The 21,955-nt window shown below is 69.3% G+C and carries 24 protein-coding genes; 9 read left to right on the top strand and 15 right to left on the bottom strand.

Going from position 1 to position 21,955, the window contains the following annotated elements; all coding sequences use genetic code 11:
* Positions 1 to 65: 65 nt before the first annotated feature.
* Positions 66 to 662: a TetR/AcrR family transcriptional regulator gene (locus AB0P21_RS36270; protein WP_363703058.1), complete on the top strand. Its 597-nt coding sequence runs from the start codon at positions 66 to 68 to the stop codon at positions 660 to 662.
* Between the two features lie 9 nt (positions 663 to 671).
* Here the strand turns inward: AB0P21_RS36270 and AB0P21_RS36265 are convergent, their stop codons facing one another.
* From AB0P21_RS36265 to AB0P21_RS36255, 3 genes are read right to left on the bottom strand one after another with little or no spacing between them, the layout of a single operon-like run.
* Positions 672 to 1,919 (bottom strand): hypothetical protein, encoded by a 1,248-nt coding sequence (locus tag AB0P21_RS36265; protein ID WP_363703056.1) that lies wholly within the window; start codon positions 1,917 to 1,919, stop codon positions 672 to 674.
* On the bottom strand, positions 1,916 to 2,374 hold the full coding sequence (locus AB0P21_RS36260; protein WP_363703054.1) for a sigma factor-like helix-turn-helix DNA-binding protein: 459 nt from the start codon (positions 2,372 to 2,374) through the stop codon (positions 1,916 to 1,918). Before AB0P21_RS36260 ends, AB0P21_RS36265 begins: the two co-directional genes overlap by 4 nt.
* Before the next feature lie 31 nt (positions 2,375 to 2,405).
* Positions 2,406 to 3,581 (bottom strand): MFS transporter, encoded by a 1,176-nt coding sequence (locus tag AB0P21_RS36255; protein WP_363703052.1) that lies wholly within the window; start codon positions 3,579 to 3,581, stop codon positions 2,406 to 2,408.
* 38 nt (positions 3,582 to 3,619) lie between these two features.
* Between AB0P21_RS36255 and AB0P21_RS36250 the strand changes: the two genes are divergently transcribed.
* A complete protein-coding gene (locus AB0P21_RS36250) occupies positions 3,620 to 4,189 on the top strand; it encodes a CGNR zinc finger domain-containing protein (protein WP_363703050.1) in 570 nt (189 codons plus the stop codon).
* On the opposite strand, the gene AB0P21_RS36245 is transcribed toward AB0P21_RS36250, so the two are convergent.
* Complete coding sequence (locus tag AB0P21_RS36245; protein WP_363703048.1) at positions 4,170 to 5,138, bottom strand: NAD(P)/FAD-dependent oxidoreductase; 969 nt, start codon at positions 5,136 to 5,138, stop codon at positions 4,170 to 4,172. The two genes, AB0P21_RS36250 and AB0P21_RS36245, sit on opposite strands and share 20 nt — an antisense overlap.
* 85 nt (positions 5,139 to 5,223) lie before the next feature.
* Between AB0P21_RS36245 and AB0P21_RS36240 the strand changes: the two genes are divergently transcribed.
* The gene (locus AB0P21_RS36240; RefSeq protein ID WP_363703046.1) at positions 5,224 to 5,802 is read left to right on the top strand and encodes an XRE family transcriptional regulator; all 579 of its coding nucleotides are present in this window, start codon (positions 5,224 to 5,226) and stop codon (positions 5,800 to 5,802) included.
* Between the two features lie 40 nt (positions 5,803 to 5,842).
* A complete protein-coding gene (locus tag AB0P21_RS36235; protein ID WP_363703044.1) occupies positions 5,843 to 6,811 on the top strand; it encodes an asparaginase in 969 nt (322 codons plus the stop codon).
* Here the strand turns inward: AB0P21_RS36235 and AB0P21_RS36230 are convergent.
* Complete coding sequence (locus AB0P21_RS36230) at positions 6,783 to 8,003, bottom strand: sigma-70 family RNA polymerase sigma factor (protein WP_363703043.1); 1,221 nt, start codon at positions 8,001 to 8,003, stop codon at positions 6,783 to 6,785. The genes AB0P21_RS36235 and AB0P21_RS36230 overlap by 29 nt on opposite strands.
* 24 nt (positions 8,004 to 8,027) lie before the next feature.
* Between AB0P21_RS36230 and AB0P21_RS36225 the strand changes: the two genes are divergently transcribed.
* Positions 8,028 to 8,777, top strand: a complete 750-nt coding sequence (locus tag AB0P21_RS36225; RefSeq protein ID WP_363703041.1) for a class I SAM-dependent methyltransferase — start codon at positions 8,028 to 8,030, stop codon at positions 8,775 to 8,777.
* Between the two features lie 10 nt (positions 8,778 to 8,787).
* Here AB0P21_RS36225 and ftsY read toward each other — a convergent pair whose 3' ends face one another.
* A complete protein-coding gene (ftsY, locus tag AB0P21_RS36220; protein WP_363703039.1) occupies positions 8,788 to 9,984 on the bottom strand; it encodes a signal recognition particle-docking protein FtsY in 1,197 nt (398 codons plus the stop codon).
* A gap of 140 nt (positions 9,985 to 10,124) precedes the next feature.
* Here ftsY and AB0P21_RS36215 point away from each other — a divergent pair, with 140 nt between their 5' ends.
* Positions 10,125 to 10,772: a hypothetical protein gene (locus tag AB0P21_RS36215; RefSeq protein WP_363703037.1), complete on the top strand. Its 648-nt coding sequence runs from the start codon at positions 10,125 to 10,127 to the stop codon at positions 10,770 to 10,772.
* Between the two features lie 7 nt (positions 10,773 to 10,779).
* On the opposite strand, the gene cydC is transcribed toward AB0P21_RS36215, so the two are convergent.
* From cydC to AB0P21_RS36195, 4 genes are read right to left on the bottom strand one after another with little or no spacing between them, the layout of a single operon-like run.
* The gene (gene cydC / locus AB0P21_RS36210) at positions 10,780 to 12,405 is read right to left on the bottom strand and encodes a thiol reductant ABC exporter subunit CydC (RefSeq protein ID WP_363703036.1); all 1,626 of its coding nucleotides are present in this window, start codon (positions 12,403 to 12,405) and stop codon (positions 10,780 to 10,782) included.
* Entirely contained in the window at positions 12,402 to 14,027 is a 1,626-nt protein-coding gene (cydD, locus tag AB0P21_RS36205; RefSeq protein WP_363703034.1) for a thiol reductant ABC exporter subunit CydD, read from the bottom strand. The genes cydC and cydD overlap by 4 nt, the downstream gene beginning before the upstream one ends.
* The gene (cydB, locus tag AB0P21_RS36200; RefSeq protein WP_363703032.1) at positions 14,024 to 15,007 is read right to left on the bottom strand and encodes a cytochrome d ubiquinol oxidase subunit II; all 984 of its coding nucleotides are present in this window, start codon (positions 15,005 to 15,007) and stop codon (positions 14,024 to 14,026) included. The genes cydD and cydB overlap by 4 nt, the downstream gene beginning before the upstream one ends.
* An 11-nt stretch (positions 15,008 to 15,018) precedes the next feature.
* Positions 15,019 to 16,437: a cytochrome ubiquinol oxidase subunit I gene (locus AB0P21_RS36195; RefSeq protein WP_363703030.1), complete on the bottom strand. Its 1,419-nt coding sequence runs from the start codon at positions 16,435 to 16,437 to the stop codon at positions 15,019 to 15,021.
* Between the two features lie 81 nt (positions 16,438 to 16,518).
* On the opposite strand from AB0P21_RS36195, the gene AB0P21_RS36190 reads away from it, so the two are divergent.
* Together AB0P21_RS36190 and AB0P21_RS36185 are read left to right on the top strand one after the other, a co-directional pair.
* Positions 16,519 to 16,905, top strand: a complete 387-nt coding sequence (locus AB0P21_RS36190) for a BlaI/MecI/CopY family transcriptional regulator (RefSeq protein ID WP_363703028.1) — start codon at positions 16,519 to 16,521, stop codon at positions 16,903 to 16,905.
* Positions 16,902 to 17,807 (top strand): M56 family metallopeptidase, encoded by a 906-nt coding sequence (locus AB0P21_RS36185; protein ID WP_363703026.1) that lies wholly within the window; start codon positions 16,902 to 16,904, stop codon positions 17,805 to 17,807. The genes AB0P21_RS36190 and AB0P21_RS36185 overlap by 4 nt, the downstream gene beginning before the upstream one ends.
* Here AB0P21_RS36185 and AB0P21_RS36180 read toward each other — a convergent pair.
* From AB0P21_RS36180 to AB0P21_RS36160, 5 genes are all read right to left on the bottom strand, one after another.
* Positions 17,800 to 18,345 (bottom strand): dihydrofolate reductase family protein, encoded by a 546-nt coding sequence (locus AB0P21_RS36180; protein WP_363703024.1) that lies wholly within the window; start codon positions 18,343 to 18,345, stop codon positions 17,800 to 17,802. The two genes, AB0P21_RS36185 and AB0P21_RS36180, sit on opposite strands and share 8 nt — an antisense overlap.
* Positions 18,346 to 18,513: 168 nt before the next feature.
* Entirely contained in the window at positions 18,514 to 19,617 is a 1,104-nt protein-coding gene (locus AB0P21_RS36175) for a beta-eliminating lyase-related protein (RefSeq protein ID WP_363703022.1), read from the bottom strand.
* A gap of 11 nt (positions 19,618 to 19,628) precedes the next feature.
* Entirely contained in the window at positions 19,629 to 20,357 is a 729-nt protein-coding gene (locus AB0P21_RS36170) for a zf-HC2 domain-containing protein (RefSeq protein ID WP_363703020.1), read from the bottom strand.
* The gene (locus tag AB0P21_RS36165) at positions 20,354 to 20,887 is read right to left on the bottom strand and encodes a sigma-70 family RNA polymerase sigma factor (protein WP_363703018.1); all 534 of its coding nucleotides are present in this window, start codon (positions 20,885 to 20,887) and stop codon (positions 20,354 to 20,356) included. Before AB0P21_RS36165 ends, AB0P21_RS36170 begins: the two co-directional genes overlap by 4 nt.
* A 119-nt stretch (positions 20,888 to 21,006) precedes the next feature.
* Positions 21,007 to 21,519: a hypothetical protein gene (locus AB0P21_RS36160; protein WP_363703016.1), complete on the bottom strand. Its 513-nt coding sequence runs from the start codon at positions 21,517 to 21,519 to the stop codon at positions 21,007 to 21,009.
* A gap of 93 nt (positions 21,520 to 21,612) precedes the next feature.
* On the opposite strand from AB0P21_RS36160, the gene AB0P21_RS36155 reads away from it, so the two are divergent.
* Complete coding sequence (locus AB0P21_RS36155) at positions 21,613 to 21,942, top strand: nuclear transport factor 2 family protein (protein ID WP_363703014.1); 330 nt, start codon at positions 21,613 to 21,615, stop codon at positions 21,940 to 21,942.
* Positions 21,943 to 21,955: the final 13 nt, after the last annotated feature.

The following is a 21,955-nucleotide window of genomic DNA, read 5'->3' as shown; positions in this document are numbered from 1 at the left end:
ACTCTGGCCTGACCACACGGCTCACAGCCGCGCCACTGTGACCGTCCGAAGCTGGGGAAGTACGAATGGGGACCGAACACGGGGACAGGCCACGTCGAGGCAGGCCGCGGGATCCGGACGCAGAGCCGAGGATCCGCCGGTACGCCGTCCAGCTGCTGCTGGAGCGTGGGTTCGACGGAATGACGGTGGACGACGTGGCCGAGGCGGCCGGCGTCGGCAAGGCAACGATCTACCGGCGGTGGGCGAGCAAGGAGCTCCTCGCCAACGACGCGATGGCCGATCTGTTCGACATCGAGATCCCGGACGCCGACACCGGCTCGATCGAGGGCGACCTGCGCCAGGTCTACCGCGACGCGCTGGTGTTCGTGAACAGCAAGGAAGGGGTCGCGCTGATCCGGCTCGCGATCACCGAGCTGAACCGCGACGAGCAGTTCACCGCGTTCTACCGGAACTTCCTGCAGCGCCGGATCGCCCTGACGGCGGCCGCGCTGGAGCGGGCCCGGCAGCGCGGTGAGCCGATCCGGGCCGGGGCGGATCCGGTCCTGATGGTGCAGTGGCTGGCCGGGGTGCTGATCCTGCGGACGATGACCGGTGAGGCGATGCCTGCCGTCGAGGACGCCGACCACCTGGTCGCGATGACGATGAGGACGCTGGTGGAGTAGCGCCGCCGGCTAGCGCAGACCGGGCCCGAGGGCGACGCCGTCGACCTCGAGCTCGGTGACGCGCCGGACCTGGCCCGACTTCACGTTCCAGGCCAGCAGCCAGTCGGTGACCTGGACCAGGGCGGTCTGGCTGTCGTACCAGCCGAGCAGGGCACAACAGCCCGGTTCGCGGATCCGGTCCGGTGTCATCCGGCCGGGGTTCGGGACCGCCGCCGGGGTCTCGCCGAACACCAGCAGCCGGTCGTCGAGCGGCTGCAGCGGCGAGATCGCCGCGAGCACCTGGGGCCGCGACTCGGCGGTCGGCACCTGCGGCAACTTGCTCGCGACGAACATCCGCCCGACCGCCGCGCCGCCATCAAATGTTTGTCCCACCCAGGCGTCGACCGGCAGCCGCGGATTGCTCACCTCCGCCCAGCCGTTGTTCCCGGCGTACTGCCGCAGCGCCACCTGCCCCGCCACCCCGTCCAGCCGGTACGGCGTGGTGGCGTCGTCAGCGTTGTTGCTCGCGGCAACACCGTCGATCTCCGGCGGCTGACTGCTCTCCAGGTCGACATCCAGCCGGTACGCCGCACCGGGGCCGCTGACCAGCAGCCGGGTGCTGTTGGCCAGCCACGAGACGCTGCGGATGTCCTTGGCGGGCAGGGCGATCAGCCGGCCGTTCGACGTACTGGCGTCGATCACGTAGACGGCGCCCGGCTGCGGGAAGGCGACCAGCTTCCCGTTCGGCGCGATGGATCCGGCACTGAGCGGCTGGCCGGTCGCGATCGGCTGCAACGCCCGGGAGGCCCGGGCCCAGCGGGAATCGGAGCTCAGGAAGAGCGGCTGGAAGGAGCCCTCGGCAACTGCCAGGATGACGGCGGCGACGTTGTCGATCGGTCTGGCCCGCAGGTCGTCGGCCTTCTCCGGAACGCGCAGCAGATCGCCTAGCGGGGTGGAGACCCGGTCGAGGAAACGTTCGCTGCCGCCGGCCGGGGCGTTCCAGAAGTCGATCCCGGAGATCTGGCCGGCAGGCGGAATGGAGCCGGGCAGGCTCGGCCGCTCGTCAGGTGGCGTGAAGGCGCTCTTGCCGCCACCGAGCGTCATCACCAGCACGCCGATCAACACGACCAGCAGGAAGGCCAGCAGCCCGGCGATGATGCTGCGCCGCTGCCGACGGCGGTGGGCGACACCGCCCGCCCAGGCCACGTCGGCGAGCTCCGGCTCGGGCAGCCCGTACGACGCCCGCTCGAGCAGGATCGGGACCTCGTCGCGTTTCACCGGGAGTCCCGCCCGGTGACGTCGCGCCAGTCCGCGGTCCCCAGCTCCAGCCGGAACCGGCTGACGGCGGTCATCCCGTTCGCATGGACGGCGGAGTGCGACATGCCGAGGATGTCAGCGGTCTCGAACTCGGTGAGCTCCTCGAAGTACAGCAGCACCAGTACTGCGCGCTGCTGCGGGCTGAGCGCCGCCAGGGCGAGCTTGACCGGATCCTCCTCCCCCTCGAAGACCTTGGCCCGCGACCACCGCGACAACGCCGCCCGGTACAGCTCGCCGAGCACGAAGGCATCCGGGTCGTCGGCTTTCCCCCACCGCAAGGACAACCGGGTGAAGGCGTGCAGCAGTTGCTCCTCGGCCCGCTCTGCGTCGCCGTACACCAGGTACGCCGAACGAAGCCATCTCCCTTGCCGCGCATCGACGTACGCGGCGAACTCCGGGTCGACTGTGTCGCGCATCCACCCTCCCGAGAACCATTCAACCTCTCAACTACCCAAAACGGGACGGTTGTGACCGCACCAGTCGCGCCAACTTGGGTTGAAAGGCCGCCAGCAGAACAGCCAGTACCCCACCGCTGACCCAGAGTCCCGCCGGTCCGATTGCGGCATAGACCTGAGTGCCGGCCAGCGGCGCGACCGCGGTGGCCACTCCCCAGCTGAGACCGTACGTCGCCAGGTAGCGGCCGCGCGCGTGCTCCGGAGCGATCTCGGCAACCACTGAGAGGGCCCTGCCGATCAGCAGCAGGTCCCCGATGCTCCAGACCACTGCAGCGGCCAGGAAGGCCGGCAGGGTGTGAGAGAAGCCGTTGCCGATCAGGCCGGCTCCCAGCAAGACGTAGCCCAAGGCCATGGCCCGGAAGTTGTCCAGCGATCGCAGGCGACGCAGTACTGGTTGGGCGGCGATCTGGGCGATCGCAGACACCGCCAGCACCAGGCCGATGCCGGAGGGTGAGAGGTGGCGATCGAGCAAGGTGAGAGGAAGCGCGAACACGATCACCATCGCGAGTACTGCGAAAACGGTGCCCGAGGCGAGCACCCACAGCAGCCGCCGATCGCGCCAGACCCCTGCAGCCGCTGGGGCCGCCTGCACCCCACCCGGGAGCGCTATCGCAACCAGTACCGCACAGGCCAGACAGCTGACGGCATCGGCAACAAATAGCCACCGCAGGTCCCACTGCCCGAGCCATGCCGCCAGCAGCCCGGCAACCACACCCGCTACCGCCATCACCGCCCCCAACAGTCCGTACGCCGCCGGCCGCTCCGCGGGCTCTGTCACGTCCGCGATGATCGCCTGGCTGGGCGGCTCGTAGATCTCGAACGCCAACCCCAGCACCACCACCGCCGGCACGGCCGACCACAGACTCCCCGACGCCGCGATCCACAACTGCCCGACAGCGCACCCGACCAGGCCGAGCACGATCGTCGCCCGCCGCCCCAGCCGATCAGCCAGCAACCCGCCAACAATCCGCGACGGTAGGGTCGCCAGCCCGAACGCCGTCAGCACCAGCCCCGCCTCCGCGACGCCGGCCCCCAGCTCGACCGTCAGCACCACCGCGAGGAACGGCAGCGTGAAAGCCCCCAGCCGGTTCACCCCACGCGCGACCACCAGCACCCAGACAGCCGCAGGTAACCGGCGATGACTGGCAAACTCGGTATGGTTGGTCACGATGACCGACCCTACGAAACAGCGGAGTGACCAGTCAAGTGAACTTCGATAGTCACATCCTCAATGTGCTGACCGCCGCCACGGCTCTGGTGAACCGGCTGACCGCCGGCCACTCCGGCGGCGCGCGGTACGCCGTACCGGCCGATCTCGCCGGGGCCACCGCCGACGCGCTCGGCGACGACGGCAGGCCGAGGCCCGAGGTGAGCACCGCGCAGGCCAAGCAGTTGGCGGCAGTGGCGGCCAGGATGCGGGTGGTCTTCGAAGCCGCACACGGCGGCGACACGGACCGCGCAGCCGAGGAAGTCAACGCACTCCTGCTCGACACCAATGCCAGGCCTCAACTGGACCGCACCGGCTCCCCCGGCTGGAACCTGCACTTCCACGGCGCCGACGACACCCTGGCGAACGGGTGGGCCGCAGGCTGCGCGGCAGGTCTCGCCATGGCCCTCGGCAGCGACCTCGTAGGCAGGCTCGGAGTCTGCTCCGCGCCGGCCTGCGACCGGGTGTTCGTCGACGCCTCCCGCAACAGTGCGCGGAGGTTCTGCTCACCTCAGTGCCAGAGCCGGGTCAAGGCCGCCGCCCACCGCGCTAGACGACAGACGTCGTAGCGACAGCGCGGTACGCCTCGACTGCCAGGCGGGTCTCCTCGCCGATCAGGTCGGCGTTGATCACCGTGGCGGCCGTGAGGCCCGCGGCGGCCGAGTTCATCACCTGGGTCATCGGGTCGGTGACATTGCCGGCCACCCAGACGCCCGGGACAGCAGTCGCTCCGATGGGGTCAGAGTCGACCGCCTGACCGAAGACAGCTCCCATTGCTTCCCGTTCGGTCGGCTTGATGCCCAGATCCGCCAGGAAGTCGGCCCGCGCCTCCAGCTTCGTCTGCACGACCAGGGCCTGGCGCGGAATCACTCGCCCGCCCTCCAGCCGCACCCCGCTGAGCTTGTCAGCGGTGACCTCCACCGCCTCGACCTTGCCTTGCACCACAGAGATCCCCCGAGCAGCGAACTCCTCCCACTGCTCCTCCGTCGGCTCCAGTACGTCGTTGAGGAACAGCGTCACGTCCGCGCTCCACTGCCGGAACAGCAGCGTCTGATGCCCCGCCATCGGCCCGGTAGCCAGTACGCCGATCGCCTGGTCGCGCACCTCCCACCCGTGGCAGTACGGGCAGTGCAGCACATCCCTGCCGAACCGCTCGGCCAGCCCGTCGACCTCAGGCAGCTGGTCGACCACACCAGTAGTCACCAGGAGCCTCCGAGCCTCCACCGCCTCACGCCCGGCCAGCTCCACCACGAACAGACCATCCGGCCGCCGCACCCGGGTCACGGTGTCGATGACCACCTCACCGCCGTACCCGGTGACCTCGTCGCGCCCCAGCGCGTAGAGCTCGGCAGGCGGCACCCCATCGCGGGTCAGGTAGTTGTGCACGTGCCCGGCCGCCGCGTTGCGCGGCGTGCCGTTGTCGACCACCAGCACCGACCTGCGCGCCCGGACCAGCGCCAACGCGCCACTCAGTCCCGCGGCGCCGCCGCCGATCACCACCACGTCGTACCGCTTCATCTTCTGCTCCTTCGTCGTCGCCCGATCTCCTCCGACCTTCCGCCGAGTTCTCGATTTTGACAAACTTCTTTGCCAGAATGGCAAGATGGAACCCGATCTCGACGACGTCCTCGAAGCCGTCGGCCCCCGGCTGCGCGCGCTCCGGGTCGAACGCGACACCACCCTGACCCAGCTCTCGGAGACGACCGGCATCTCGGTCAGCACCCTGTCCCGGCTGGAGTCCGGCCAGCGCAAGCCGACCCTCGAGCTGTTGCTGCCCCTCGCCCGCGCCCACCAGGTGCAGCTGGACGAGCTGGTCGACGCTCCGCCGACCGGCGACCCGCGGGTGCACGCCAAACCGTTCAAGCGCCACGGCGCGACGATGGTGCCGCTCAGCCGGCGGCCGGGCGGCCTGCAGGCGTTCAAGCAGATCGTCCCCGAGGGCTGGGGCGGCGACGACGTGGAGCAGCGCGTGCACGAGGGCTACGACTGGATGTACGTCCTGTCCGGCCGGATCCGGCTGGTCCTCGGCGACCAGGACTTCGTGCTGCGCGAGGGCGAGGTGGCCGAGTTCGACACCCGCGTCCCGCACTGGTTCGGCAACCCGGGCCCGGGCCCGGCCGAGATGCTCTGCCTGTACGGACCGCAGGGCGAGCGGATGCACGTCCGGGCCCGGTCGAAGTAGTAGTAATCTCCGGCGGTCACCCTAGGAGAGGACCCTGTCCGTGAGCGTTGCGTTGTTCACCCTCGGCGGCACCATCTCGATGGCCGGGCAGAGCCGGCTGACCGGCGCCGACCTGACCGCCGCGGTACCGGAGCTGGGCAGCCTGCCGGTGCCGCTGGAGATCCAGGACGTCGAGGCGATGCCGAGCGCCAACCTCACCCTGGCCAAGATGCTCGACGTGGTCGACGCCGCCTCGAAGGCGATCAGCGACGGCGCGACCGGCGTCGTCGTGACGCAGGGCTCGGACACCCTGGAGGAGACCGCATTCCTGGTCGACCAGGTCTGGCCGCACTCGCAGCCGTTCGTGCTCACCGGCGCGATGCGCAACCCGACCCTGGCCGGCTCCGACGGCCCGGCGAATTTGCTGGCCGCGGCCCGGGTCGCCTGCTCGCCGGCCGCCCGCGACCTGGGCGCGCTGGTCGTCTTCAACGACGAGGTGCACGCGGCCCGTTGGGTCCGCAAGACCCACAGCACCAGTACTGCGACCTTCGCGTCGCCCAACGCGGGACCGATCGGCCAGGTCGTCGAGGGCCAGGTCCGGATTCTCACCCGCCCCAGCCGGCAGGACGGCGTACCGGGTCGGGCGGAGCCTGCGGACCTCGATGCCGCGCAGGTGGCGCTCTACACCGTCACCCTGGACGACGACGGCGTACTGCTGAAGGGGCTGGCCGACACCCATCAGGGCCTGGTCGTAGCCGGGTACGGCGTTGGCCATGTGCCGTCGGCGCTGGCACCGGTACTGGGCGAGCTGGCCGAGCGCATCCCGGTCGTGCTGACGTCGCGGACCGGCGGCGGATCCGTCCTGCGCAACACCTACAGCTCGGTCGGCTCCGAGTCCGACCTGCTCGACCGCGGCCTGATCGACGGCGGTTTCCTCGACCCCTACAAGGCGCGGGTGCTACTGAGGTTGCTATTGGCAACGGGTGAGGGTCAGGACGAGATCATCGGCGCTTTCGGCCAGCATCACTGACCTCGGCCGCCTTGGTGGTCAGGTAGTTGCGTTCCGGCAGGCTGGTGGTCCGGCGGGCCGCCGCGGTGAAGTGCGCCGCGGCGGTCTCGTACTCGCCGAGCATCTCGAACAGATGCCCGCGGACCGCGTCCAGCCGGTAGTGCCCGGCCAGCTTCTCGTCGAGCGGCGGCAACAGGTCCAGTCCTGCCTGCGGACCTGACACCATCGCCTGCGCGATCGCCCGGTTGAGCGTCACCATCGGGTTGCCGGACAGCTTCTCGAGCAGCCCGTAGAGGCCGAGGATCTGCGGCCAGTCGGTGTCCTCCGGCCGGGCCACTTCGTCGTGCAGCGCGGCGATCGCGGCCTGCAGTTGGTACTCCCCCAGCGGCGGCTGGTTGAACGCCTCGACCGCCAGCGCGACTCCTTCGTCGATGAACTTCTTGTTCCACAACGACCGGTCCTGCTCGGTCAGCGGAATCAACTCACCCGCCGAACCGGTTCGGGCCGGCCGCCGCGCGTCGTTCAGCAGCATCAGCGCCAGCAACCCGGTGACCTGGGCGTTCTCCGGCAGCAACTCGTGCACCGTCCGGGTCAGCCGGATCGCCTCACCGGACAGGTCGGTGCGGTGCAACTCGTCGCCACTGCTGCTGGTGTAGCCCTCGTTGAAGACCAGGTAGAGCACGTGCAGCACCTGCGCCAGCCGCTCCTCGTCCTGCGACAACTCGAACGGCAGCCCCTTGAGCTTCTGCTTGGCCCGGCTGATCCGCTGCGCCATCGTTGCCTCAGGCACCAAGTACGCCGTCGCGATCTCGGCCGTCGTCAGCCCGCCGACCGCGCGCAGCGTCAGCGCGATCGCCGAGGACGCAGTCAGCGCCGGATGGCAGCACAGGAACAACAGCCGGAGCGTGTCGTCGTGCTCCTCAACCTCCTCGGCCGGCACCTCCCGCTGCGCCGCCAACTCCTCGCGCTTGCGCCGGGCCTGTTCCTGCCGGATCTCGTCGATGAACCGCCGCGACGCCGCCTGGATCAACCAGCCTCGAGGATTGTCCGGTACGCCGTCAGCGGGCCAGGTGCGAGCAGCCGCGATCAGCGCCTCCTGCACGGCGTCCTCGGCCGCGGTGAAGTCGCCAGTACGCCGTACCACCGCGCCGAGCACCTGCGGCGTCAACTCCCGCAGCAGATCCTCGAGCTTCGTCCCCGTCACACCTGTCACGGTAGCGGCAACTAAGCTCCGGGCATGGCTGGGGACAAAGTACGTGCGTTGACGTTCGGCGAGGTTGCGGAAGAGTACGACCGGGTACGGCCGACCTATCCGCCCGAGCTGATCAAGGACCTGCTCGCCTACTCAGCACCGGCCACGGCGCTGGAGATCGGCGCTGGTACCGGCAAGGCGACCGTCGCCATCGCGTCCACCGGCGTACAGGTGCTGGCGCTTGAGCCCGACCCCGCCATGGCCCTCGTACTACGCCAGCGCGTGGCCGGGCTCGAGGTGAACATCGCCATGGGGACTCTGGAGTCCTACGAGCCGGAGGAGCAGTTCGACCTCGCCTACAGCGCCCAGGCGTTCCACTGGACCGCCCCGGAGACCCGCTGGACCCGTACTGCGGCTCTGCTGCGTCCCGGCGGCTCACTCGCGCTCTTCTGGAACCGGGAACGCCTGGCAGATCCTGCCGTGCGCGCAGCGGCCAGCGAAGCTCTCGGCGAGCATGACCTGGTCCACAAGACCGACTGGCCCGACTCGGAGTCGCTGCAACCGGACCCCGAGATGGCAGCGCGGCCGGAGTTCACCGACTTCAAGCAACAGGCTTACGCGTGGGAGCGCACGCTGCCGCGGGAAGACTATGTGGCCAACCTCGGCACCCAGTCGGCGTACCTGATGCTCGAGGACGAGGAGCGCGACGAGATCCTCGACGGGCTGCGCAGTGTGCTGCCCGACCCCGTCACGCTCGAGATGGCGACCCTGCTTTACCTCGCCAAAAAGGTCTAGTCGAGCAGATCTAGTCGAGCAGGGCGTCGACGAACTGCTCCGCGTCGAACGGGGCCAGGTCGTCGGCCCCTTCGCCGAGGCCGACTAGCTTGACCGGCACGCCCAGCTCCCGCTGGACGGCGATCACGATGCCGCCCTTCGCCGTACCGTCGAGCTTGGTCAGCACCAGGCCGGTCACGTTGATCACCTCGGCGAAGACCCGGGCCTGGGTCAGACCGTTCTGCCCGGTGGTGGCGTCGATGACGAGCAGCACCTCGTCCACCTCGGCGGTCTTCTCGATCACCCGCTTCACCTTGCCGAGCTCGTCCATCAGGCCGGTCTTGGTGTGCAGCCGGCCGGCCGTGTCGATCAGCACGACATCGGCGTTCTCGTCGATGCCCTGCTTGACCGTGTCGAACGCGATGCTGGCCGGGTCGCCGCCCTCAGGTCCCCGCACGGTCCGCGCGCCGACCCGCTCGCCCCAGGTCTGCAACTGGTCGGCAGCGGCGGCGCGGAAGGTGTCGGCCGCGCCGAGTACGACGTGCTTGTCCTCGGCGATCAGCACTCGGGCGAGCCGGCCGACCGTGGTGGTCTTGCCGGTGCCGTTCACGCCGACCATCAGGACGACGGCAGGCTTCCCGTCCTTGCGCTCGACGTTGAGCGAGCGATCGAGGGTCGGGTCGACCAGCGCGATCAGCTCCTCGCGCAGGATCGTCCGGGCCTGGTCGGCGGTGACGCCCTCGACCCGAACCCGGGTGCGCAGCTTCTCGACCAGCTCCTGGGTCGGCGCCACACCCACGTCAGCGGTGATCAGCGTGGTCTCGATGTCCTCCCACGCCTCATCGTCCAGCTTGTCGCGGGACAGCAGCGCGAGCAGACCCTTGCCCAGCGAGCCCTGCGAGCGCGCCAGTCGGGCCCGGAGCCGGACCAGCCGGCCCTGAGCGGATTCGGGCTTCTCCAGCGTCGCGGTGGCCGGGCCGGCCGCGGGAGGCTCCGGCAGTTCGGTGTCCTCGAGCGTCCGCTTCGGCGTGTCCCGCGGCTCCTCGGCGTCGTCGCCGACCTGGGGCTCGGTGATCTCTCGCGTCGGCTGGGCGGCAGGCAGCTCCGCCTTCCGGCGCCTGGAGACGACCAGACCGGCCGTACCGGCGACCAGGACGGCGGCGATCACGGCGATGATCGCGATCAGGGCCTGGTCGGTGAGCAGGGTGACTAGCTGAGGGGTCGACACGCCCCCATCCTTACAGACCTCCCGATCACCGCGGGGCTCCTCCCCCGGCTGCCCGGCTGGCTTTAAGGAACTCTGAAGCACCCTGACCAGGATGAGCGCCAGAGCCGGTGGACCTGCCGGCCACGTTCGAGGGGGAGCTCATGATGCAGATCAGGAACAGGGCGACGGCGATCGCCGTCACCGCAGTCGTACTGACCGCCGGCGGCGCTGTCGCGTATGCGGCGATTCCGGACTCCAGCGGCCAGGTGAACGGCTGCTACACGACCAACAGCTCGATCCTGGGTCCGCCGAAGGGCTCCCTGCGGGTGATCGACTCCGCCGAGCGATGCCGCGCGGGTGAGACCCCGATCACCTGGAGCCAGCGGGGCCCCGCCGGTCCCGCCGGCCCGGTAGGTCAAACCGGGGCGACGGGGGCGACCGGCGCCACCGGCGCGACTGGACCGACCGGTGCGACGGGGGCCACCGGCGCGACCGGGCCGGCGGGTCCTGCCGGCGCCGACGGGTCACCGCTCTGGGCCGTGATCGACGACGGTTTCGACGGTCAGGGCCCCACGGTCCGGGTGGCGAGCGGCAGCCACGCCATCGGCGCGGAGTTCACCTCGAACGGCACCAGCCTGGTCGCGTTCGACCGGAACATCAGCCAGTGCGCCATCCAGGTGACGGCAAAGGTCAACCATCCCGCGATCAGCGCGCGGCCGTCCGACACCGACGGCACCAAGGTGCAGGTGGGGCTGTTCGAGAACGACCTCCTCGTGAACCGCCCTTACTCGATCACCGTCTCGTGCTGACCTGAGCTCAGTCACGGGACAACACAAGGGTCTGGGACGCGGGCGGCGCCTGGGCGGGGCGGTGGGTCAGCAGAACGACGGTACGGTCGCCAGCGGCGGCGTACAGGTCGTGGAGCAGTTGGCTGCCGGTCTCCTCGTCCAGGTGCTCGGTCGGCTCGTCCAGGACCAGTACGTCGTGGTTCGCGAGCAGCAGCCGGGCGAACGCGAGCCGCTGCCGCTCTCCGCCGGACAACCGGGCCCCGTGCTCGCCCACCATCGTGTCGAGCCCGTCAGGCAGTCCGTAGACGAACTCACCGAGCCGGGCCCGGTACAGCGCCGCCCACAGCCGCAGGTCGCTGGCACCGGGCTTCGCGAGCAGCAGGTTCTCCCGGATGCTCGTGTCGAACACATGGCTCTTCTGCGTCAGCAAGCCAATCGCCGACCGCACGTCATCCCCTGCAAGCTCGTTGAGCCGGACGCCGCCCAGTGCGACCTGACCGCTGGTCGGCTCCAGGAAGCGCAGCAGTACGGCGGCCAGGGTGCTCTTGCCGGAGCCGCTCGGGCCGGTCACCACCACTCGGCTACCAGCCGGAACGGTCAGGCAGACATCCCGGAGTACGTCGTGGCCGTTGTAGCCGGCATTGAGGTGGCTCACCACCAAGTCGCGACCAACTGGAAGCTCATGGGGGACAGCCGGCTCCGCTACCGGCGTAGGAGTGGTCAGCAGATCCTGCACCCTGGTCAGCGATGCTTTGACGCGAGTGGCGATCTGCGCCGTGGCAGGGATCCCGCCGAGAGCGTCGGCAAGCGCCAGCGGAGTCAGCACCAGTACTGCGAACACTGGGCCCGAGATCTCAGCGCTACTACCAAGCACCAGCCCGGCCACGCTGGCACCGCCGACACACAGCACCAGCAATGCGTTGCCCAGGCCCGCACTCCACGCCGACCGCCGCTCAGCAGCCGCCAGCCGAGCATCAGCAGCCGCAAAGGAAGCCAGTACTGCGTCCGTCGCGTTGAAGGCGATCAGGTCAGCAGCAGTCAGCAGCGTCTCGGTCGCACTCGCCGCAACCTCTCCCCTGTCGCCAGCGATCGCCCTCTCGGCCCGCCGGGCGCTATAGGCCGTCAGCCACGGCACCACGAGGCAGGCAAGCCCCACGGCAACCGCCACCGCAGCCCCTGCGGTCGGCAGCAACACCGCGATCAAACCGACCGTCGCAAGAGCCGTGACGCTTGCCACCAGCAACGGCAGCACCACGCGCAACCACAGGTCCAGCACCGCGTCCACGTCGAGCAGCAACCGCGCGAGTAGATCCCCACTCCGCACGGAGCCCAACCCGGCCGGTGCCAGCTCCTCCAACCGACCAGTGATCCGCGCCCGCGTCGCGCCCAGCACGCGGTAGGCGGCATCGTGAGCAGCCAGCCGTTCCACGTACCGGAAGACGCCGCGTCCGACTCCGAACGCCCGCACCGCCACGATCGCCACCAGCAAGGTCAGAACCGGCGGCTGCGCGGCAGCCGTCGTGATCAGCCAGGCCGATGTGGCCAGCAAGCCGATTGCCGACCCTGCTGCGAGAACCCCAGCCAGCACGGCCAGTGCCAATCGCGGCCGGACACTCGGCTCCGGCTTCACCAACTGCAACAGCCCAATGCTCATGCCAGCACCAGCTTCTCTGCTCGAACGTTGACGACCCGATCAGCTGCGGCGAGCAGGGCCGGTCGGTGAGCGACCAGGAGGACCGTGCGGCCGGAGGCTCGCAGGCGGCTGACTACTGCCGCTTCGGCCTCCGGGTCGAGTCCAGCGGTCGGCTCGTCCAGCAGCAGCACCGGGGCGTTGGTCACAAGCGCTCGGGCCAGCGCGACCCGTCGCCGCTGACCGCCTGACAGCAGCCGGCCGCCTTCCCCGACTTGCTGAGTGAGGTCGAGCTCTGACGCGCCGGCCTCAGCCAGCGCACGCAGTACGTGGTGGTCTGTGGCGTCTGGACGACCCAGCCGCACGTTGTCGGCGATGGTGCCCGTGCGGAGCCCCGGGCGTTGCGGCACCCAGGCGAACTGCTCCCGCCAGCGCTCCGGCGTGAACTCATCGGCGGCGCTGGCTCCCGCCACCACCACCCCAGACTCCGGTACGACGAAGCCCAGCAACGCCGCCAGCACAGTGGACTTCCCTGCACCACTCGGCCCAGCCAGGGCAACCACCTCCCCCGGCCAGAGCTCCAAGTCAAACCCCGCCAACGCGGGCTCATCCCGGCCCGGGTACCGCACTGTCACGTCGTGCAGCCGCAACGGCGTCACCCGCAGATCCGGTACGTCGACCCGCTCGCCCCGCTCCGGCAGCGGCGTCTCCAGCACCCGGAAGACCTCCTCGCTCGCTGCCACCCCATCCGCACTCGCGTGGAACTGCGCACCGACCTGCCGCAGTGGCAGGTAGGCCTCCGGCGCCAGGATCAGCACCAGCAGCGCCGTCTCCAGTCCGAGCTTGCCGTCGATCAGCCGCAGCCCGACGCCGACCGCGACGAGCGCCACCGAGATGCTCGCCAGCAGTTCCAGCACGAACGACGACAGGAACGCCAGCCGCAGACTCTTCATCGACGCCACCCGATGCTGGTCGGTCACCCGCCGAACCGCGCCCACCTGTCCCTTGGCCCGCCCGAACAGCTTCAGCGTCGGCAACCCGGCCACCACGTCCGAGAAGTGATGCGCCAGTACTGCGAGCGCATGCTGCCGCCGCCGGCTGTGTGCCTGAGTAGCCCAGCCGACCAGCGCCATGAAGATCGGGATGAGCGGCAGCGTCACCACGACCGTCCCGGCGGCGATCAGGTCCCCGGTCGCCATCCAGCCCACTACCCCGGCCGGTACGGTCGCGGCGAGCATTAACTGCGGGAGGTAGCGGGCGAAGTACGGGTCGAGGTCGTCTAGTCCCTTGGTGAGCAAGGTGGTCAGCGCGCTGCTCCGCTCGCCACTGAGCCAGGCAGGACCCAACTTGAGCGAGTGCTCCAGCACCTGTCGCCGCAGGATCGACTTGACCGCTGCGGCCGACCGCTGCGCCACGACCTCCTGCACCCACACCAGCGCAGCCCGCGCCACCAGCACTCCTACCAGCAGCCAGGCGACCTGCCCGACGCCCTCACCCCGCAGTACTACGTCGGTGATCCCACGTGCCAGCAAGACCGCCTGCACCACGATCAGCAGGCCGGTCGCCACCCCGATCATGACTGAGGCGACCAGGAACACCCGAGCACCCTTGGCTCGCCTCAGCAACCGCGGATCGAGCGGCTTCACGACACTGCCACCCGCTGGCGGAACACCCAGTAGGTCCAGCCCTGGTAGAGCATCACCAGCGGGGTGAAGATGGCGGCGATGACCGTCAGCACCTTCAACGTGTACGCCGAGGAGCTCGCGTTGGTGACCGTCAGGCTCCACGCCGGGTCGAGCGTCGAGGGCATCACGTCGGGGAACATCGCCAGGAAGAGCGAGGCGACTCCGAACGCGATCGCCGCCGCAGTGCCGGCGAAAGCCCAGCCTTCCCGCCCAACCCGATTGGCTACCAGCGCAGCGACAAGAGCGACAGCGGCAAACCCCGCGACAACTACGGATCCGGTGTCACCTTGCATCCCGTGCGCCCACACCAAGAAGCCGACCACCAGCACCGCCGCGGCCAGCCCCGTCGCTGCCGCCATCCGGTTCGCCCGCTCGCGCAGCTCGCCCGTCGTCTTCAGCGCCAGGAAGATCGCCCCGTGCGCCACGAACAACGCTGTGAAGGCGACTCCGCCCAACAACGCAAAGGGATTGAGCAGCGTCCCAAGACTGCCCACGAACTCGTGCGAGGCATCGATCGGCAACCCCCGGACCAGGTTGGCGAAGGTGATCCCCCACAGCAGCGCGGGCACCAACGACCCCACGGTGATGAGCGTGTCCATCCGGCTGCGCCACGGCAAGTCGTCGCGTTTGCCGCGGTACTCCAGCGCCACCCCGCGCAGGATCAGCGACACCAGCACCGCGAACAGCGGCAGGTAGAACCCGCTGAAGAGCGTCGCGTACCACTCCGGGAACGCCGCGAACGTCATCGCCCCGGCGACGATCAGCCAGACCTCGTTGCCGTCCCAGACCGGCCCGATGGTGGTGATCACCGCCCGCCGCTCCGGCTCGTCCCGGCCCAGCACGCGGAGCAGGATGCCCACCCCGAAGTCGAAGCCCTCGAGCACGAAGTACCCGATCCACAGCCCCGCGATGACGAGGAACCAGACCGTCGTGAGTTCCATTCAGTTCACCCCTAGTACGCGAAGGAGAGCGGCTTGGCGGCCTCGTCGTCCGGTGATTCCTCGGGCGGGTCACCCGGCGCCGGCGAGGTACCGGCGAGCCCGGCCCGGATCGACTTGAGCATCAACTTCACCTCGACCACCCCCAGTACGCCGTACAGGAGGGTGAAGCCGATCAGCGAGATGAGCACCTCGGTCATCGTGGTGCCGGGCGAGACCCCGGCCGAGGTGGGCAGCAGCCCGAACACCAGCCACGGTTGGCGTCCGGTCTCGGTGAAGACCCAGCCGAAGACGTTCGCGAGCAACGGCAGCAGGGGCAGCGGCACCGCCAGCCAGATCAGCAGCCGATGCGGCGCCCGCCCCTTCCTCGTTGCCCAGAGCAACAGGACGGCGATGGCGGCGGCCGACATGCCGACCCCGATCATCAGCCGGAAGGTCCAGTAGGTGAGCGGCACGTTCGGCTTGTACGAGCCGGGGCCGTAGAGCTTCTCGTACGACGCCTGCAGGTTGTCGATGCCCTGCACCTCGCCGTCGAAGTGCCCGGTGGCGAGGAAGGAGAGTAGGTAGGGCACCTTCACGGAGTACAGCTCGCGCGATCCGTCGAGGGTCCCGACGGTGAAGATCGAGAACGACGCCGGCTTCTCCGACTCGTACAGCGCCTCGGCCGCGGCCATCTTCATCGGCTGCACCTCGGTCATCACCTTGCCCTGCTGGTCACCGCTCAGCGCCACCCCGGCGCCGGCCACGATCACCATCACCGCGCCGAGGCGCAACGCGGTACGGAAGGCGCCGGTGTCGACGTCGGGCCGGCGGACCAGGTGCCAGATCGCCACCGCGGCGACGAACGCGCCGCCGACCATGAAGGCGGCGAAGATCGTGTGCGGGTAGGTGACCAGGACGACCTTGTTGGTCAGCACCGCCCCGATGTCGGTCAGCTCGGCGCGGCCGCGCTCGGCGTTGTAGCGGAAGCCGACCGGGTTCTGCATCCAGGAGTTGGCGGCCAGGATGAAGTACGCCGAGAGCTGGGTGCCGAGCACCACCATCCAGATGCAGGCCAGGTGCACCTTCTTCGGCAGCCGGTCCCAGCCGAAGATCCACAGCCCGATGAACGTCGACTCGAGGAAGAACGCGAGCAGTCCCTCCAGCGCCAGCGGGGCGCCGAAGACGTCGCCGACGAAGCGCGAGTAGTCGCTCCAGTTCATCCCGAACTGGAACTCCTGGACCAAGCCGGTGACCACGCCCATCGCGATGTTGATCAGGAACAACTTGCCGTAGAACTTGGTCAGCCGCAGGTATTTGTCCTTGCCGGTCCGGTACCAGGCGGTCTGCAGGCCGGCCGTCACGGCGACCAGCGACAGCGTCACCGGGACGAAGAAGAAGTGGTAGACGGTGGTGATGGCGAACTGCCAGCGGGCCAGGTCGAGCGTGTCCATCGGAGCCCTCCCGGGCGATCTACGACGTTACGTAGTAGATGCTAGCGCAGATCTACTACAACGCGTAGTTATACTGGCCACATGCCCCCCGACGAGAAGGCTCCCCGCCCCCTTGGAGACCTCGAGCGGCTGGTGATGGAGCAGCTCTGGGCCGCCGACGGCGCGCTCACCGTGCGCGAGGTGCACGAGCGGCTGTCCGGCACCCGGGAGCTCGCCTACACCACCGTGATGACCGTGCTGGACCGGCTGGCGAAGAAGCAGCTGACCGAGCGCGAGCGGGCCGGCAAGGCCTGGCAGTACAAGGCCGCCGCGCCGCGTGAGGAGATGGCTGCCGACCTGATGCGGGACGCGCTCGACCGGGCCGGCGACCGGCGCGAGGCGCTGGTCAGGTTCGTTGGGCAGGTCAGCGACGAGGAGGCCGCGCTGCTCCGCGACGCGCTGGCCCGGCTGGAGGAGCGGGAGGGGTGATCACTCCCCTGCTGCTCGCCGCCCTGGCTCTGGTGCTGGCCGGGCCGGTGCCGGCGTTCATGGCTCGGGCAGCCTGGCCCTACCTGATCCCCCGGGCGGCTGTTGCGTTGTGGCAGTCGATCTCGATCGCAGCGGTGCTGGCGGCCTTCGGGGCCGGACTCGCCTTGTCTTACTCGACCGCAGGTGAGCCAGGTGAGCCGCGGTTCGACCCGTCGTCGGCTCGCGACCTGGCGGCGGCGCTGGTGCTCGCTCTGACCGTCATCGTGGGCCTCCGGCTGGTGTGGTCGTTCGGGCGAGTCGCTATCGGGACCAGAGCGCGTAGGCGGCGACACCGGGACCTGGTCGACGTACTGGCGACACCCGATGGGCTGATCCCTGGTCTCCGGGTGCTGGCCGAGGAGACGCCACTTGCCTACTGCCTGCCAGCGATCCGGGGCTCCCGGGTGGTCGTGTCGGTGGGTGCTCTCGACAGACTCGACGACGGTGAGCTCCGCGCAGTACTGGCTCATGAGCAGGCGCATCTACGGGCGCGGCACGACCTGGTACTGGAGGCCTTCACCGCACTCCACCTGGCGTTCCCCCGGTTCGTGCGGAGCGATGTGGCGCTGGACCAGGCCCGCACGCTGGTGGAGCTACTCGCCGACGACGAGGCGCGTCGCCGCAACGGTCCGCTGCCGCTGGCCCGTGCACTGGTCGCTCTGGCCGGCTCCCCAGCCCCGGAAGCCGGCCTGGCCATGGCGAAGTCCGCCACGGTCCTCCGGGTCCAGCGCCTCGCCGACCCTGCTCCCAACGCGTCCCTGCTGTCTGCCGCGACCTATACCGCCGCCGTGCTGCTCCTGGTCGTCCCAACCTTCACCGTCGCCGCACCCATCGTGAAGGCCGTCGTCGACGCAGTCAGCTGACAGGCCGGTAGCGCAACAGGACCCCGTTGGTCGCCCACGGCCCGGCGTCGATCAGGTCCATCGCGAACTCCCCTTGGGGGAACACCGGCTTCCCCGCGCCGATCACAGTCGGGCAGACGCGCAACTGCACCTCGTCAACCAACCCAGCCGCCAGCAGCGTGTGGAAGAGCGAAATGCTCCCCCACAACACGATGTCCTTGCCGTCCTCGGCCTTGAGCGCGGTGACGTCGGCGACGGCATCGGTGACGACCTCGCCGGGCTCCCACTCACCCCACGGGGCAGCGTCCAGCGTCGACGAGACCACCACCTTGCGCAGCGCGTTCAGCCCCGGCGCCAGCGGATCGGTTGCCGTCGGCCAGTAATCGACGAAGATCCGGTACGTCGCCGCGCCGAGCAGCATGGTGTCGACACTCTCCAGCAACGCCAGGTTGTCCTGATCGTCCTGGTCGGTCACAGTGCCGAAGAAGTCGAGCGAGCCGTCCGCGGCGGCGGCGTACCCGTCGAGGGTGACGAATTCCTGGAAGATGAGTCGTCTCATCCCAACCAGGTTAGTGGCCTATCCCCTTACCTTCACCTCGTGCGACTGCCAGCAGGACGAGCCCTGACAGGACCAGCAGAATGACCATGGTGATGACGAACGTCAGCACTGAATTACTTCTCCCCGTTGCGTTGCCGTGCAAAGAACCTCACACCGGGTGCGACGAACTCAGGAGTCGAGAAGTTCCCCGAAGGCCTTGGCCACCTCGTCGACCCGCCACTGCAGCGTGCCGGGGGTGACGACCAACTCGGACCACGACCAGCCCGGGACGTCGGCGGCGCGCCACATCCAGCCGAGTGACTCGTGCGTCGCCTCCATCCGGCGTACTGCGGCGAGCTCCATCTCAGCGGCCGGTCGCGGCGCGAAGAGCCGGAACGAGTTGGTGTGCGGCGGCTCGGGGAAGACCCGGAACCCCTTGTCCTGCAAGGCTTTCGCCAGCTCGACAGCACGCTGGTGAAGGTCGCCCATCTGCGGCAGCACGGTCCGCAAACCTTCGCGCGCGGAGACGGCGTACGGGAAGAGCGTGTAGACGTTGCCACCGAGCCGCCGCTGCCAGCGGCGTACCTCGGCGATCACGTCCTCCGGTCCGGCGAGCGCAGCTCCACTCAGCCCGCCCAGGCCCTTGTAGAACGACACGTAGACCGTGGAAGCGAGGGCGGCGATCTCTGCCAGGCTGTGCTCCAGGTACGGCGTGCTCTCCCACAGGCGGGCGCCGTCCAGATGCAGCGGCACCCCACGCGCGTCGCAAGCCGCAGCGAACACCACCAGCTCGTCCCAGGTCGGCAGCACGAACCCACCGTCCCGCAGCGGCAGCTCCAACGTGACAGCCGCCAGCTTGCCCGGGATGGCCGCCAACTCGTCCGGCCGCGGCTGCCGCGGCTCGGACGTCATCCGCTCCAGCCGCAGGTGGTGCACCTCTTCCAGCGCGTTCAACTCGTGCACCAGCAAGTGCGACAGCCCGTGTACTGCGACGCGCTGCGTCCCGGCGCGGTCCGCGAAGACTCGGAGTACAGCCTGCTGAGCCAGGATCCCGGTGGGCACGAATACGGCTGCCGGCTTGCCGAGCAGCTCGGCAACCTCCTGCTCGAGCAGCGCGACCTCACCACCGTTGCCGTAGCCGTCCCGCTCGTCCTCGGTCGCCACGTCGGCGAGCGCCCGCAGCGCATCGGCCGACGGTAACCGGCGACCGGACAACCAGCGAGTGCACTCGGCGGCAGCTGCCTTGCGGCGCGCGCCGAGATCTTCGGTGGTGTCGGTGGTCGGGTAGTTCACGCTGTGCATCCTCAGACCGGAGTGGTGACCACGTGCTCGCCTTGGACAGTCTTGATCTCGACCGACTTCACCTGGTCGAGCGGCACCAGTACCCCGCCGCCGAACCGGCTACCCTCGCGAGCAGCCTTCTCCGAGATCACCCAGCTACCGGCAACGTAGACCTTGCCGGCCTTGTCGGTCACCAGCATTTCGCAGACGGCGCCGGCCTTCATGTTGGTCAGCTGCACGTTGACCCAGGCCCACCCGGCCCGCGGCTCGACAGTGGTCGCCATCGTCACGTTGGTGGCCTTGTCGGTCGCCGTCACCTGCTTGGAGCCGGCCGGCGGCGTAGTACTGGCTACTTCGACGTCGACGGACTGGCGGCCGATCACTACGCCGCCGCCCAGCGCTCCGGCGATCACCACGACGGCAGCGGCGACCAGTAGCCACGGCGCTCGCTTCCGGGAGCCACCGGCGGCATGCGCCGGACCAGTGTGAGTATCTGCGGGCGTCTCGACCGCTGCGACCGAGCGGACCTCGCGCAGCGTGCGCTGCAGCAGCAGGTCGCCGTCGACCGGCGGACCGTCCAGGAACGCCTCGGGCGGCACCTCGCCGAGGAACTCCTTCATCTCCTCGAGCTCGGCCAGTTCGTCGCGCGCCTCGACGCAACCGGCCAGGTGCTCTTCGACCTCGCGAACCTCGTCCGGCTCCAGCCCACCCAGCACGTAGGCGCCGAGCTGCGAGTGATCGTGCTCGCTCATCGGGACACCTCCGCTTCCGGTCCGGCCATCACCGTGCGGAGCGCTCGGAGGGCGTAATACGATCTCGATTTCACGGTACCCGGCGGGAGACCGAGCTCCTTCGCGGCCTCGGTCACGGTCCGGCCCCGGTAGTACAGCTGCACCAGGACCTCACGGTGCTCGGCCGACACCTGGTCGAGCGCGTCGAGCACCACCATCGTGTTCACCACCGACTCGGAGTGATCCCCCTCGACCGGCGGACGGTCCTCGACCTCGGCCACCTCGGCAGGCCGAACAGCGCGCGCCCGGGCCCGGTCGGTGACCAGGTTCCGCGCGACCGTGAGCAACCAGCCCCGGACCGATCCCTTGCCGGCGACCAGGTCATCGGCATGCTTCCACGCCCGGACCAGAGTCTCCTGTACTACGTCCTCCGCGGCCGCGCGGTCGCCGGTCAACCGGGTCGCGTAGGCGAGCAGAGCACGACCGTGCTCGGCGTACAGCGAACGGATCAACGCCTCGGCCGCGTCGGGCCGGCGGTCCGTGTCAGCCACCGCGGTCCTCCCGGCCTCGATCAACGTGGTCGATCGTACGATAGGGGATCTGCGCGCGACGGGCACGGCAGGGCCCCAGCCGGGACCTCGCAGTACGCCGGTCGCTTCCATTGGACGGATCAGTACCCGTAGCCGTCGCCGGAGCCCGACGAGACCTCGGCGGTGATCTTCTTGCCGTCCGCGCCGACCACCCACCAGATCCCGCCGACCGCCTGCCCCTTGGCGTCCCCGGCCTTGCTGTCCTGGGCGAACTGGTAGAGCGGCAGTCCTGCCAGCGTGACCTGCTTGCTGCCGTCGGCGCGCGCCACGGTGCCGACGAGAGAGGCGTCGACGCCGTCGAGTTTCGGCGTACCGGATCCGGCGAGTACCGGCGGCCACTTGGCGGCGCACTCACCGGCACAGTTGGACTTCGACGGGTCGGCGGTGTCCTTGTCGAACACGTAGAGCGTCCGACCGGTGCCGTCCACAACGACCTTGCCGAAGTTGCCGACCTGCGCCGTAGCCAGCTTGCCTTCCGCCGATTGACTGGCGTTGTTGACCGCAGCAGCAGGCTGCTCGTCGCCACCACCGCAAGCAGTGAGAGCAGACAGCCCGAGAACGGCCGTACCGACGACGACGGCGAAGCGCTTCATGATCGATCTCCCTTGACTGGTTGACGTTCGACACCACCCACACGGACGGCCGAACGAATCGGTTCAAGGAGAAACGCTGGTTATCTTTGCGTCATGAGCACTCAGGAAAACCTGCCCGCAGCTGTCCAGCGCGTACTGACCGCCGTCGACGACCTCGACGCCGGCGCCTTCGTCGCGGCATTCGCCCCGGACGGCTACGTCGACGACTGGGGCCGCCAGTTCCGCGGACCGGAGCAGCTCCGCTCCTGGAGCGACGCCGAGTTCATCGGCAAGAACGTCAAATTCACCGGCACCGAGGTCTCCACCCCGGGCAACCCGCTCACCATCGCCACCCAGGTAGGCGGCGACGGCTACAACGGCCCGTCCCACTTCACGTTCGACGTACAGAACGACCAGATCGCGTCGATGACCATCACAGCCTGAAGTAGGCTCCTCG

It is taken from the genome of Kribbella sp. NPDC056861 (assembly GCF_040687575.1).
Classification (GTDB): Bacteria; Actinomycetota; Actinomycetes; order Propionibacteriales; family Kribbellaceae; genus Kribbella.
The sequence above is the reverse complement of the archived record's forward strand: the minus strand, read 5'-3'. Positions and strand labels throughout refer to the sequence as shown.

Bases quoted from the DNA above. Each gene is read 5' to 3' on its own strand.
- AB0P21_RS36270 (WP_363703058.1), top strand. From the start codon at position 66: ATGGGGACCGAACACGGGGACAGGCCACGTCGAGGCAGGCCGCGGGAT.
- AB0P21_RS36260 (WP_363703054.1), bottom strand. From the start codon at position 2,374: ATGCGCGACACAGTCGACCCGGAGTTCGCCGCGTACGTCGATGCGCGG.
- AB0P21_RS36245 (WP_363703048.1), bottom strand. From the start codon at position 5,138: ATGAAGCGGTACGACGTGGTGGTGATCGGCGGCGGCGCCGCGGGACTG.
- AB0P21_RS36240 (WP_363703046.1), top strand. From the start codon at position 5,224: ATGGAACCCGATCTCGACGACGTCCTCGAAGCCGTCGGCCCCCGGCTG.
- AB0P21_RS36225 (WP_363703041.1), top strand. From the start codon at position 8,028: ATGGCTGGGGACAAAGTACGTGCGTTGACGTTCGGCGAGGTTGCGGAA.
- AB0P21_RS36215 (WP_363703037.1), top strand. From the start codon at position 10,125: ATGATGCAGATCAGGAACAGGGCGACGGCGATCGCCGTCACCGCAGTC.
- cydC (WP_363703036.1), bottom strand. From the start codon at position 12,405: ATGAGCATTGGGCTGTTGCAGTTGGTGAAGCCGGAGCCGAGTGTCCGG.
- cydB (WP_363703032.1), bottom strand. From the start codon at position 15,007: ATGGAACTCACGACGGTCTGGTTCCTCGTCATCGCGGGGCTGTGGATC.
- AB0P21_RS36195 (WP_363703030.1), bottom strand. From the start codon at position 16,437: ATGGACACGCTCGACCTGGCCCGCTGGCAGTTCGCCATCACCACCGTC.
- AB0P21_RS36190 (WP_363703028.1), top strand. From the start codon at position 16,519: ATGCCCCCCGACGAGAAGGCTCCCCGCCCCCTTGGAGACCTCGAGCGG.
- AB0P21_RS36180 (WP_363703024.1), bottom strand. From the start codon at position 18,345: ATGAGACGACTCATCTTCCAGGAATTCGTCACCCTCGACGGGTACGCC.
- AB0P21_RS36170 (WP_363703020.1), bottom strand. From the start codon at position 20,357: ATGAGCGAGCACGATCACTCGCAGCTCGGCGCCTACGTGCTGGGTGGG.
- AB0P21_RS36160 (WP_363703016.1), bottom strand. From the start codon at position 21,519: ATGAAGCGCTTCGCCGTCGTCGTCGGTACGGCCGTTCTCGGGCTGTCT.
- AB0P21_RS36155 (WP_363703014.1), top strand. From the start codon at position 21,613: ATGAGCACTCAGGAAAACCTGCCCGCAGCTGTCCAGCGCGTACTGACC.